The sequence below is a fragment of the Halorientalis sp. genome (genome assembly GCF_028275115.1).
In the GTDB taxonomy this organism is placed as follows: Archaea; Halobacteriota; Halobacteria; order Halobacteriales; family Haloarculaceae; genus Halorientalis.
Window position 1 is genome coordinate 1 of record NZ_JAQCNH010000036.1, and the last position, 11,744, is coordinate 11,744.

Here is an 11,744-nt window from a genome sequence, read left to right on the forward strand (position 1 = left end):
CTGTCCAGTTCTTGAGTTTGCTGTGTTGGTCGTAGTCAGATGGCTTGTCGTTGTAGTTACTGCCGTAGTAGTCACGGACAGCGTGGTTGCGAATCTGTCGGAGAATGTCGATTTGGTGCCACGCTTCGCTTGCCACGTCATCGGGCAGGTACGCACGGAGGCGAAGCGTGTGTTTCATGATTGTTAGTCGAACTTTTCGACGGTGAGTTTCAACTGGTCGCCTTCCTCCAGATTAAGCCCTTCTCGGACTTCTTCTGGTATCGTGACGACACCACGTTGTCTGATTTTTGGATAACACTCCATCTGACTCATACTGTACCATACAGTTTCACTCATTATAATGCTGTCGGCTTCACCCTTGAAGTCAAGCCCCGAGGCAGTCGCCTCGAACCGCCTGTACACTCGGAGGCTGCCGGGGCCGCGCGTACCGCGGCCGGGAGTCGGGCCTTTGGACTGTGGCGAACGGAGGGCGAACCATGGGTACGGTCGGGCGGAAGCTAAGTCACTGTGGCTCGTGTATGTTGTATGCCGACTCCGTCAGAAACGTACATCGAGAACCGCGCCCGGATACAACCCGACATGACGAACAACTACGACACCGCTCACGGCGGGGAGGTAATGAAGCTCATGGACGAGGTGGGAGCGATGTCGGCGATGCGGTTCGCCGGCGAGACGTGTGTTACCGCACAGGTCACGGGACTGGAGTTTACACGGCCGATTCCCCGCGGTGAGGTCGCGGTGGTCGAGGCGTGGGCGTATCAGGCGGGGCGTTCCAGCATCAGGATCCGACTCGTCGTCGACCGCGAGGACCCCCGGACCGGCGAGCGTGAGCGAACCTGTGATTCGTGTCTTGTTTTCGTCGCCGTCGACGAGGATGGCGCTCCCGTCGCAGTGCCGGAGCTAAACACGCCGACGGACCGGGACCGGCAACTCGAGGAGAGCGGCCTCGCAGCCGACAGGGGCGAGTAACTCGGCCAGCCGGGTCGCAGTAGCCCGCTCGAAGGCTGCCGTGTAGACACGCCCGACTGTCCCGTACTGGACTCCGGTGACGCCGTGTCGACGGGCCGAAAGAGCGGTTCGGAAACTGGCAGGCCCGGGTCGGGACCGGCGGTTCGGGACGCACCCCCGGCCTCTGGGAGGAAGAACAGCAACTTTATCAGGTGCAGGCGGCGAAGAAACTGTAAGATTACTCTCGAAATGACAGACGAACACCGACAACCGGAGGTGAACATCGGGCTCGTTGGCCACGTCGACCACGGCAAAACCACGCTGGTCCAGGCACTGAGTGGGGAGTGGACCGACCAGCACTCAGAGGAGATGAAACGCGGCATCTCCATCCGCCTCGGGTACGCCGACGCGTCGTTCCGGCAGTGCCCCGACGCCGATGAACCCGAAATGTACACCGTCGACGAGGAGTGTCCGGACGGCTCGAAGAGCGAGCCGTTACGGACGGTATCGTTCGTCGACGCGCCCGGTCACGAGACGCTGATGGCGACGATGCTCTCGGGGGCCTCAATCATGGACGGCGCGGTGCTGGTCGTCAGCGCCGCCGAACCCGTCCCACAGGCCCAGACCGAAGAGCACCTGATGGCGCTCGACATCATCGGCATCGACAACGTCGTCATCGCACAGAACAAGGTCGACCTCGTCGACCGCGAGACGGCCGCCGACAACTACGACCAGATTCAAGAGTTCGTCTCCGGCACCGTAGCCGAGGACGCACCTATCGTCCCCGTGTCCGCCCAGCAGGGCGTCAACATGGACGTGTTGATCCAGGCTATCGAGGCGGAGATTCCCACGCCGGACCGGGACCCCAGTGAGGACGCCCGGATGCTCGTCGCACGCAGTTTCGATATCAATCGCCCGGGAACGACCAGGGCCTCGTTGATGGGCGGCGTCCTGGGCGGCAGTCTGGTCCATGGCCGACTCCACGAGGGTGAGGAGCTGGAACTCCGGCCCGGCCAGGAGGTCGAGGAGGGTGGCAAGGCCGAGTGGCGGCCCGTCGAGACTACGGTCAGGTCGCTCCAGGCCGGCGGCGAAGACGTCGAGGAGGCCACGCCCGGTGGGCTGCTCGGGGTCGGCACCGGGCTGGACCCGTCGCTGACCAAAGGCGACGCGCTTGCAGGGCAGGTCGCCGGTCCACCGGGGACGCTCCCGCCGACCTTCGAGGAGTTCGAGATGGACGTCGACCTGCTCGAACGGATCGTCGGCGAGACCGACGAGGTCGAGGAGATTTCGACGGGCGAACCGCTGATGCTCACCGTCGGGACGGCGACGACCGTCGGTTCGGTCACCAGTGCCCGGGGCGGCGAGTGTGAGGTAGCGTTGAAGCGGCCGGTGTGTGCCGAGCCGGGCGCGAAGATCGCTATCAATCGCCGGGTCGGTGCGCGGTGGCGGCTGATCGGCGTCGGGACGCTGCGGGAATGACGGTGTGTCTGGACACGAGTGCGTTGATGATGCCGGTCGAATGTGACGTGCGGTTGTTCGAGGAACTCGACCGGGTACTCGGCGACCACGACCCCGCCGTGCCGCGAGCGGTGGTCGCCGAGCTAGAGTCGCTCGCCGAGGGCAGCGGTAAGGAAGGCACGGCCGCCAGTGTCGGCCAGGACCTGGCCGACCGCGCTCGTGTCCTCGCTCACGAGGAATCGTACGCCGACGACGCCATCGTCGAACTCGCCGCCGACGGCGAGTGCGATTGTGTCGTCACGAACGACCGGCCTCTGCGGGACCGCGTACTGGACCGTGGCGTTCCAGTAATTGGTTTAAGGGGCCAGAACAAACTCGCCATTACTCAACCATAACATGTACAAACGGGTTCGACTTCGCGACACAGTAGAGGTGCCCCCGGAACACCTCGCAGACGTGACTCCGGGACGGATCAAACGACTCCTGCAGGACAAGCTCGAGGGCCGGATGGACGAGGACGTCGGGAGCGTCGTCTCGGTCGTCGAAGTCCGCGACATCGGTGAGGGCGCGGTCCTCCCGAACCAGCCGGGTGTCTACTACGAGGCAGAGTTCGACGCGCTGACGTTCGACCCGCAGATGCAGGAGGTCGTCGACGGAGAGGTCGTCGAGGTCGTCAACTTCGGCGCGTTCGTCGGTATCGGTCCGGTGGACGGACTGCTGCACGTCTCCCAGATATCCGACGAGTATCTCGCATACGACGAGGAGAACCAGCAACTGGCCTCCCGGGACTCGAACGACACGCTGACCGTCGGCGACGCGGTGCGGGCCCGCATTGTCACCAAGAGTATCGACGAGCGCAACCCGCGTGACTCGAAAATCGGCCTCACGGCGAAACAGGTCGGACTCGGGAAACACGGCTGGCTCGAAGCCGAACGCCAGCGGCGCAAAAACGAGGCGACCACGGGTGAGTAGTCATGGCTGACAGACTCGTCTGCCGTGAGTGTCACCGCGTCCAACAGTCCGGCGAGGAGGAGGCGTGTGTCTCCTGTGGCTCCAGTTCGCTGACCGAAGACTGGGCCGGCTACGTAATCGTCGCCCATCCCGGGGACAGCGAGGTCGCCGAGGAGATGCAGGTCGAAGAGCCCGGTAAGTACGCGCTGAAAGTTCGTTGACGTGACCGACGACACAGATTCCACCGAGGCCGTCGTCAGTCTGCAGGAGGCACTTCGAGGCGAACTCAAAGACCCGATGGGCGAGGTGTACACCGACGCTGACGCGCTGTTTTCGGCCGCCAAACTGCCGGTCATCGCAGTCGGAGATATCGTCACGTACCACCTGATCGAGGCCGATCACAGGCCGGACGTGGCGCTGATCGACGGCCAGACAAAACGTTCTGCCATCGAGGACCACGTCCAGGAGGCTATCGACGAGGGCGTGTTCGGCCGCGAGGTCGAAGTCGTCAACGCCGCAGCGGGCCTCAGCGCAACTCTGCTGTCGGCGCTGTCGACGGCCGTCGATGCTGCGGACGACGGGGCGTCGACGATAATCGTCGTCGACGGCGAGGAAGACCTGGCGACGCTACCCGCCATCGCCGCCGCGCCGTCGGGCGCGAGCGTCGTCTACGGTCAGCCAGACGAGGGGATGGTTCTCGTTGCGTGCGACGACGAGGTCAAAGCTCGAGTCACGGACCTGTTCGACCGGATGGACGGCGACACCGAGCGGCTCTGGGACCTGCTCGGGGGCTGAGTCGGGCTCCTACCCGTCGGTGTGACGGCGGTACGGGCTTCGAAATCCTTTTACTCGTTTCGCGGGAGGTACCACTAAGAACCATGGATATCGATATCATCGAGGAAACGGAAAATCCGATGTTACACCGGACAGACGTGCGGTTCGAGATGGTCCACGAAGACGCGACCCCGTCGCGGCTCTCGGTTCGTGACAGTCTCGCCGCCAAGCTCAACAAGGACGCCGAGGAGGTCGTCGTCCACGAACTCGACACGAAGTACGGGATGCGAAAGACCGTAGGCTACGCCAAAGTGTACGACGACGCGGAGTTCGCCGCCGACGTCGAGCAGGACCACATGCTCGAACGCAACAAGATCAGGGCCGACGGCAAGGAGGCCGAAGAAGAGGCCGAGGAGGCGTAGATGCCCCGGCACGAGCTTTACGACGACGACGGGACGACCGAGAAGGAAACGTGCCCGCGCTGTGGCGACTCCTTCCTCGCGGACCACGGCGACCGCCTCCACTGTGGCCGGTGTAGCTACACCGAGTGGCAGTAATCCAGTTTCTACGTCGGGAGGTCCGCGGGGCGAACTCCCCTCGCAGAAACTAAGCGGAAAGAACACAGAACTCGGACTCGGACCGAAGTCCTCATTTCGTTCGTCGACGACTGAACACTGAACCGATGGCGGCCAACGAGAACGAAACACGCGTGCTTGGCATCGAGGGCACCGCCTGGGCCGCCAGCGCGGCCGTCTACGACCAGGCGACCGGTGCGGTCGAGATGGAGACAGAGGCGTACCAGCCCGACAGCGGCGGTCTCCATCCGCGCGAGGCCGCCGAACACATGGGCGAGCACGTGCCGGCGGTGGTCGAGCGAGCGCTCGACCACGCCCGCGAGTTAGCCGCTGCGGACGCCGCCAGCGGGGCCGACGGCCCGCCCGTCGACTGTGTGGCGTTCTCCCGCGGGCCGGGACTGGGACCATGTCTGCGAATCGTCGCCACGGCGGCCCGCGCGGTCGCCCAGCGGCTGAACGTGCCCCTCGTGGGCGTCAACCACATGATCGCCCACCTGGCGGTCGGTCGCCATCGCTCGGGCTTTGCCTCGCCGGTCTGTCTGAACGCGAGTGGCGCGAACGCCCACGTGCTGGCCTACCGGAACGACCGCTACCAGGTGCTGGGTGAGACGATGGACACCGGCGTCGGCAACGCTATCGACAAGTTCACCCGGCATCTGGACTGGTCCCACCCCGGCGGGCCGAAGGTCGAAGCGGCGGCGACGGACGGCCAGTACCACGAACTCCCCTACGTAGTCAAGGGGATGGACTTCTCCTTCTCGGGGGTGATGAGCGCCGCCAAGGACGCCGTAGACGACGGCGTTCCAGTCGCGGACGTCTGTCACGGACTGCAGGAGAGCGTCTTCGCGATGCTGACGGAGGTCAGCGAGCGAGCGCTCTCGCTGACCGGGAGCGACGAACTGGTGTTGGGCGGCGGCGTCGGCCAGAACGCCCGCCTGCGGAAGATGCTCGGCGAGATGTGCGAGCAACGCGGGGCGGAGTTTTTCGCCCCGGAACCGCGGTTCCTGCGGGACAACGCCGGGATGATCGCGGTGCTGGGCGCGAAGATGTACGCGGCCGACGACACGCTCGATATCGCCGCCTCCGGCATCGACGCGGACTTCCGGCCGGACCAGGTGATGGTGGACTGGCGTGGGCGGGCGTCGAACACGACGGCCGGCGAACGGGCGAGCGACGGGGCGCCGCGAACCGACAAACTGCAGGGCGCGGAGGCAACCGTCGAGGTCGACGGCGACCGTGTTATCAAACACCGGCGACCGCGCAGCTACCGCCACCCGGAGCTTGACGAGCGGTTACGGGTTGAGCGCACGCGTGAAGAGGCCCGACTCACCGCCGAGGCGCGCCGGCACGGCGTCCCGACGCCGGTCGTGCTGGACGTGGACCCGTGGAACACCCGGTTGGTCCTCGAATCCGTCGGTGACGCGGACCTCAGGGAGCGGTTGACCGTACCGAACGTCCGGGACGTGGGCCGGCACCTGGCGACGATTCACGAGACCGGGTTCGTCCACGGCGACCCGACGACCCGGAACGTTCGTGTTTCCTTCGAAGGCAACGACAGCCGAACCTACCTCATCGACTTCGGTCTGGGGTACTACACCGACGACCGCGAGGACTACGCGATGGACCTGCACGTCCTCGCACAGTCACTGGTGGGGACGGCCGACGACCCAGAGCCGTTGCTGACCGCCGCCGAGGCAGCCTACGAGTCGGTGGGTGACGAGCGCGTCCTCGACCACCTGCGCGAGATCGAGGGGCGGGGCCGGTATCAGTAGCTACTCGGGGGTCACATTGGTGGCGTGGCGGTCGTAGTAGTCGGCGGCGAAGTCGACAACCGGAAACGTCGGTGCCATCGCGCCGGCGGTCGCGAGCGCGGTGTGAACGGGTCGACGGCGGACGGCCGCACGGACGGCGTAGAGGATGCAGAGCGCATTGAGGACGTTCAGCAACTGTGTCGGGTGCCGGCGGTTCCCGTGTTCGAGCCGCGGGCGCTCGTCTTAGACGACGCGGGTCATCCAGGCGTCGTCGTCCGCAGGCGGTGGGAACAGTGCGGGGTTGACGACGACGAACGCGACCGTTCCAGCCACCGGGCGCCCGTCCCGACGGTAGACCGACAGCACGAGCAGGGGGAAGCGACACACCCGTTAGCAGCCGTCTTTCGGGTTGGCGTGGCGCTCTCGGACGGTCTCGCGCAGCGTAGTGGGTGGGAACGGCCGTAGCGTACGTCGGTCGAGACGGGGGCGTGTAGTGGATGCAAGTGCCGGTCCGACCCGTCGGGACAAACGTCTTAACGGGGCCAGACGAAACACCGAGTATGGCAGACAAGCCGGAGTCCGGTGAGATATTCGGGGTACCGTACAACTTCGAGCGCCCGAGCATCAAGCGCCTGCTCTCGTCGTACTGGCGACCCGGACAGGGGATGCTCGTCGAGAAACCCTTCGGTATCGGCTACACGCTGAATCTGGCCAACTGGCGGTCGTGGATCGTGCTGGCTGTCGCCGGTGTCCTGTTCTACCAGGGACGACAGTCCGGCGACGAGAGCGACGCCGGCGACGAGGACGAACCGGTCGAAGTTATCGTTGATTGAGGACCGACGCTCCTTTTGACCGGCGGTACTGACCGATGGACATGCTTCGGTTCGTGACGACCAACCAGGGGAAGGTTCGAGAGGCGCGCGAGTACCTCGGCCCGGACGCCGTCGAACAGTTCGACTTCGACTACACGGAGGTTCAGGCCGACGACCTCGCGACCGTGGCAGCCCACGGCGCGCGGGAGGCGTACCGGCACACCGTCGAGTCGGAGACTCGACGAGCAGACGGCTCCGCCGTCGACGCCGAGGCACCCGTGTTGGTCGACGATGCCGGACTGTTCGTCGACGCCTTCGACGGCTTCCCTGGCCCGTACTCCTCGTACGTCGAGGATACGGTGGGTGTCGAGCGCGTCTGGCGGCTCGCCCGCGAGGAAGACGACCGCACGGCGTCGTTCAAAACCGTGTTGGCTTACTGCGACGGCGAGGGCTTCGACGCGTCACCGGAACCGGTCGACCGCGAGCGCCGCGGGCAGGACCAGAGTACGGACGAGCGCGCGGCGGCGACGACGGACGACCAGGTGGCCGCGGGCGACCTCCCGGTGAAGATCTTCGAGGGGCACGTCCCCGGCGAGATCGTCGCGCCGCGGGGGGACGACGGCTTCGGCTACGATCCAATCTTCGAGTACGACGGGACGACCTTCGCCGAGATGACGGCCGAGGAGAAAAACGCGGTCTCCCACCGCGGGCGGGCGCTGGCGAAGTTCGGGGAGTGGTACCGGGAGCGCTAGCGACCGATGTCTTGAGGCGGCAACGCTCTCGCGGAACTGTGCCGGCCGGGAGTGAGACGGGCAGACCAGTCCCAGCCCGCACTGCGGCGAGTCCCTGTCTGTGTGGCTGGGCTGTACTGACGGATGTACTCGAGACGTCAAGCGTGTGGCGGCGGGGGTCGCGTTCGGGGCTGCTCCTCGGCGGGCCTGTCTAGTGTTTCCTGCCGGTGAGTCAGCCCTGGTGGGTCGGTACGTTCGGCGTCGTGGTGGCCCACGGCAGATTCTCGTGGGTGGTCGGGCAGAGCGAGACCGTCGAGACGGCGGACAGCACTTCGCCGTGAGTCACGCCCGGGGGTCCCGGTCCGGCCCGGGATACTCGCCGCCGACGACGACCTCGTAGAGCGATTCGGGGTCGAACAACGTGACGAACGCGCGGGGCTCGCGGACGCTCACGTCGACGTATTTTTGCAGGGTAGCGCCGGTCTGTGCCGACTGGAGGTTCTCGTCGAAGGTGAGGAGATGGCGGGCATCGCCGTTGTAAGCGGCTGCCAGCGCCGGGTGGTCACCGGCGGGGTGAGAGACGGGTTCGCGCAGGTCGTCGACTGTCTCTCGCCAGTCGGCAGCCAGGTCCGCGTCGGCGCAATCGGTGATCACGGCCGTGGCGTCCTCGAGCAGGGCGTCGCTGGCGACGAGCGTCACCCAGTCGTGGGCCCGCGCGATGTCGAGGGCGTCACGGGCGGGGCCGCCCACCAGCAGGTCGGCCGCCAGCACGTCCGCGTCGGCGACGAAGCGGGCGGGATTCGGTCCGTCACTCATCCTCTGTCCTCCGGGCCGCCAGCCGCTCGCGGACGGTCTCGACGCTCACGTCGTACTCGTCGGCGCGCTCGAACAGATCCGCCCAGGTCATACCCGACGTGGGTCGGCGCGCGCCGAAAACCCACCGCTTACGCGAGCCAACGCTCGCGGACGAGCCAGCAACACAGACCAGCGAGGAAGGCGACCCCGACGTCGGTCGCCACTGCGAGCAGGCCCATCGCGCCCACGAGCGGCAGGTGGTCGGTGTCCAGCGCGACCCGGCCGAGCTGGACGGCGACGACGCCGAGCAGGGTGCCGAGGAGCGCCATCGGGAAAGAGAGCCAGAGGCCAGCCACCAGGGCACCCGCGAGATAGAGAACACCGAGGACGAGGTTCGCGGTCCCGCTGCGGGCACCGAAGGCGTACTTCCCGGCGAGACCGCCGCTGCCGTGACACATCGGGAGGCCGCCCAGCGGGACCGTAGCCAGTGACATCCCGCCCATGCTCCGGGCGAGGCGGTCCGGGGAGACGTCGCGGTCGAACAGGTCGGCACAGAGCAGCGAGGTCGCAACCGCGGCGTTACCGACGGTCATCGCCAGCTGTGCGAGCGTGCCCTCGACTGCACCGACGGTGAGTGTCGGGCCACCGGCCGGGAACGGCGACACGGCGGGTAGTGCCGGGGTGGGCACGCCCACGGTGGCGGCAGTCCAGACGGTCCCGGCGGCAAGGACGACCAGCGCGGCGGCCTGGCGGTAGCCGACGACAGCGACCAGACCCGCCAGCGCCGCGCCGGCGGCCGCCACAGCGGGCTCACCCAGTGCGAGGTCGAAGCCGGCCTGTGCGAGCAGGAGGGCGACGGCGAACTGGACGCCACGGACGACCGGCTGGCCGACGGCGGTCTGAACCCTGGAGAGTGTTCCGGTCGTCCCGACGACGAGCAGGACGATACCCGCGAGCAGACCGGCGGCGACGAGTTCACCGTAGGTCAACGTGCCGGCGATGGCCAGCCCCACGAGAGCCTTCATCGGCTCGACCGACAGCGGGAGGCCGTACCGGAGCCCCCAGACGACCTGAAATACACCGAAACCGACGAGAACGTGGGCGAGTGACGCAGGGGTCAGCGCGCCCAGCGCCACCACGAGCGGTAACACCGTAACCGAATCCCCTAGCGCGCCCGTCAGGTCCCCGACTGCCACGGGGAGCCACTGTTCGACGCGCTCGACGGTCGGGACAGACACAGAACGCCATCGGAACCGCCGGCATATCAGCGTTGTCAGCAACCGTTCGACGTAACGTGTCGTGACTGACGATACCGGAATCGGCTAGGCCGTCACCGTAGCGACCGACTCACGTGTCCGTCGAACCCCTGCGGTCGGGCGGTTCGTTCCGGTGTGACGGGTGTCTGACGCGATTTTAAGTATCACCCGTGCCTGCTGAAAACTAGGGCGCGCTAAAACGGCTTCAGTCTCCCATCCTTTCGCGCGCCCGGACACCGTTGACCCCACCCCACTTTCCTTTCACCGACGACGACAACGGGTGCTCAGGCACTCCCGCCGCGCAGTTGTTCGCGAGCGGCCGCCAGCGAGTCGGGATGTGAGATCAGAGCGATGCTGTCGTCGGCCCGGATTTCGGTCTGTGGGAGTGGAATCGTCATGGGTTCGTTCGCCCGGCCGTGCGCGTAGAGACGGGCGTCGGCCGGCAGGTCGATCTCGATGACCCGTTTGCCGATCGCCGGCGAACCCTCGGGAATCCGGATACTGGCCGCCGAGAGCTGTTCGGTGATATCCGCGAGGACGTTGAAATCCCCGCCCAGCAGCGCGGTCTTCGCGCCGGCGGCACCGAGCCGCTCGGGGTAGATGATCTCGTCGACATCCTCGGCGTACTTCTGATATATCTCCTCGCGGTAGTCCTCGTCGATCCGGAGCACCGTGCGACAGCCGTGGTGTTTCCCGATCATGCAGGCCGCGAAGTTCTTGTTGAGGTCGCCCGTGAGTGCGGCGATAGCGTCGGCCACGTTGAGTCCGGCCGCTTCCAGCACGTCCTCGTTCGACCCGTCACCTTCGACGGTCGCGAACCCCTCGGACTCGGCACGGGCGATCTTGTCGTGGTCGCTTTCGACGACGATGACCTCGTGACCTTCCGACTGGAGGGTCTGTGCGGTGCGCATCCCGACGCGACCGAAGCCGACGATGACGAACTTCATGAGTGTGTGATATGCCACCATGGGTAAAAATACTGGCCCCGCTGTCGGGGTAGTGTTCAGATTAGCTGATTCCATGCGAAGGCGAGCGATTGGAGCCAGTCGTCGGCTGTTTCTCGCTCGGCGTTGCTGAAACAGTTTGAGAACGAAGAGGTACGGCGTTTTACTTCACGAAAGACACGTTCGACACTGTTCCGATTTCCGTGGCGTTCGTATCTGAAATCGAGGCCGTGTCGCTGGCAGGCGTCTTTCAGCGGTGCTGCGCCATCGACGAGAAACACGGCATCGTCCACGTCGTGTTTCTCACGGAGTTCGCCAAAGAACGCGTGGGCGAGAGCGTTCGTTCTCACCGGTTCAAGCTTTGTATGGAGTAATTCGTTCGTGTCAGGATCGACCGCAGCGTACAGCCAATATTGCTCGCTGTTGAGTCGGATCACGGTTTCGTCGACCGCAACGTGATCCGGACTACATCCAGTTTCGGGCTGTAGATCTGCCTTGTGAACCCAATTATGCACGGTGGATCGCGCTCGCTCGACACCGAATATATCAAGAACCGAAACGGTATTCGAAAGCGAGAGACCTGCGAGATGCAACTGAATACCGAGTTTCATCAGCAGCCGCGGTGTCGCCTCGCGTTCAACAAACTCTAAGTCGATCTGGTCGATACTACCGCCGAGGCGTGTGTTTTCGGGCATAGATCACTCAGAAAACACACCGCCTCACTCTTCATCCTTATCTGAACACCGCCG

At 65.5% G+C, this 11,744-nt stretch carries 17 protein-coding genes; 11 read left to right on the forward strand and 6 right to left on the reverse strand.

Going from position 1 to position 11,744, the window contains the following annotated elements; all coding sequences use genetic code 11:
- Window positions 1-183 precede the first annotated feature (183 nt).
- Window positions 184-312, reverse strand: coding sequence for an AbrB/MazE/SpoVT family DNA-binding domain-containing protein (locus tag Q0964_RS05885; RefSeq protein ID WP_299264682.1), 129 nt, complete (start codon window positions 310-312; stop codon window positions 184-186).
- 213 nt (window positions 313-525) lie between these two features.
- Between Q0964_RS05885 and Q0964_RS05890 the strand changes: the two genes are divergently transcribed.
- From Q0964_RS05890 to Q0964_RS05930, 9 genes are all read left to right on the forward strand, one after another.
- Window positions 526-969, forward strand: coding sequence for an acyl-CoA thioesterase (locus tag Q0964_RS05890; protein ID WP_299264684.1), 444 nt, complete (start codon window positions 526-528; stop codon window positions 967-969).
- Between the two features lie 228 nt (window positions 970-1,197).
- On the forward strand, window positions 1,198-2,427 hold the full coding sequence (locus Q0964_RS05895) for a translation initiation factor IF-2 subunit gamma (RefSeq protein ID WP_299264685.1): 1,230 nt from the start codon (window positions 1,198-1,200) through the stop codon (window positions 2,425-2,427).
- Window positions 2,424-2,801, forward strand: coding sequence for a PIN domain-containing protein (locus Q0964_RS05900; RefSeq protein WP_299264688.1), 378 nt, complete (start codon window positions 2,424-2,426; stop codon window positions 2,799-2,801). The genes Q0964_RS05895 and Q0964_RS05900 overlap by 4 nt, the downstream gene beginning before the upstream one ends.
- 1 nt (window position 2,802) lies before the next feature.
- On the forward strand, window positions 2,803-3,378 hold the full coding sequence (locus tag Q0964_RS05905) for a DNA-directed RNA polymerase (RefSeq protein ID WP_299264690.1): 576 nt from the start codon (window positions 2,803-2,805) through the stop codon (window positions 3,376-3,378).
- A gap of 2 nt (window positions 3,379-3,380) precedes the next feature.
- A complete protein-coding gene (gene spt4 / locus Q0964_RS05910) occupies window positions 3,381-3,578 on the forward strand; it encodes a transcription elongation factor subunit Spt4 (RefSeq protein ID WP_299264692.1) in 198 nt (65 codons plus the stop codon).
- A gap of 76 nt (window positions 3,579-3,654) precedes the next feature.
- A complete protein-coding gene (locus Q0964_RS05915; RefSeq protein WP_299264718.1) occupies window positions 3,655-4,152 on the forward strand; it encodes a GTP-dependent dephospho-CoA kinase family protein in 498 nt (165 codons plus the stop codon).
- Window positions 4,153-4,235: 83 nt separating this feature from the next.
- Entirely contained in the window at window positions 4,236-4,553 is a 318-nt protein-coding gene (locus Q0964_RS05920) for a 30S ribosomal protein S24e (RefSeq protein ID WP_299264694.1), read from the forward strand.
- Complete coding sequence (locus tag Q0964_RS05925) at window positions 4,554-4,688, forward strand: 30S ribosomal protein S27ae (RefSeq protein WP_299264697.1); 135 nt, start codon at window positions 4,554-4,556, stop codon at window positions 4,686-4,688.
- 125 nt (window positions 4,689-4,813) lie between these two features.
- Window positions 4,814-6,478: a bifunctional N(6)-L-threonylcarbamoyladenine synthase/serine/threonine protein kinase gene (locus Q0964_RS05930; protein ID WP_299264699.1), complete on the forward strand. Its 1,665-nt coding sequence runs from the start codon at window positions 4,814-4,816 to the stop codon at window positions 6,476-6,478.
- Here the strand turns inward: Q0964_RS05930 and Q0964_RS05935 are convergent, their stop codons facing one another.
- Window positions 6,479-6,652 carry a hypothetical protein gene (locus Q0964_RS05935; RefSeq protein WP_299264702.1) on the reverse strand — a complete coding sequence of 58 codons (174 nt, stop codon included), beginning with the start codon at window positions 6,650-6,652 and terminating at the stop codon, window positions 6,479-6,481. It lies immediately after the preceding gene.
- A 365-nt stretch (window positions 6,653-7,017) separates the two neighbouring features.
- On the opposite strand from Q0964_RS05935, the gene Q0964_RS05940 reads away from it, so the two are divergent.
- Entirely contained in the window at window positions 7,018-7,290 is a 273-nt protein-coding gene (locus Q0964_RS05940; RefSeq protein ID WP_299264704.1) for a DUF5808 domain-containing protein, read from the forward strand.
- Window positions 7,291-7,331: 41 nt separating this feature from the next.
- Window positions 7,332-8,021 carry a non-canonical purine NTP pyrophosphatase gene (locus Q0964_RS05945; protein WP_299264721.1) on the forward strand — a complete coding sequence of 230 codons (690 nt, stop codon included), beginning with the start codon at window positions 7,332-7,334 and terminating at the stop codon, window positions 8,019-8,021.
- A 321-nt stretch (window positions 8,022-8,342) separates the two neighbouring features.
- Here the strand turns inward: Q0964_RS05945 and Q0964_RS05950 are convergent, their stop codons facing one another.
- The 4 genes from Q0964_RS05950 to Q0964_RS05965 form a co-directional block, all read right to left on the reverse strand.
- Window positions 8,343-8,816: a DUF7384 family protein gene (locus Q0964_RS05950; protein WP_299264707.1), complete on the reverse strand. Its 474-nt coding sequence runs from the start codon at window positions 8,814-8,816 to the stop codon at window positions 8,343-8,345.
- A gap of 128 nt (window positions 8,817-8,944) precedes the next feature.
- Window positions 8,945-10,033, reverse strand: a complete 1,089-nt coding sequence (locus Q0964_RS05955) for a putative sulfate/molybdate transporter (protein WP_299264709.1) — start codon at window positions 10,031-10,033, stop codon at window positions 8,945-8,947.
- 302 nt (window positions 10,034-10,335) lie between these two features.
- On the reverse strand, window positions 10,336-10,998 hold the full coding sequence (locus tag Q0964_RS05960) for a potassium channel family protein (RefSeq protein ID WP_299264712.1): 663 nt from the start codon (window positions 10,996-10,998) through the stop codon (window positions 10,336-10,338).
- A 56-nt stretch (window positions 10,999-11,054) separates the two neighbouring features.
- Complete coding sequence (locus tag Q0964_RS05965) at window positions 11,055-11,690, reverse strand: IS6 family transposase (RefSeq protein WP_299264715.1); 636 nt, start codon at window positions 11,688-11,690, stop codon at window positions 11,055-11,057.
- Window positions 11,691-11,744 lie beyond the last annotated feature (54 nt).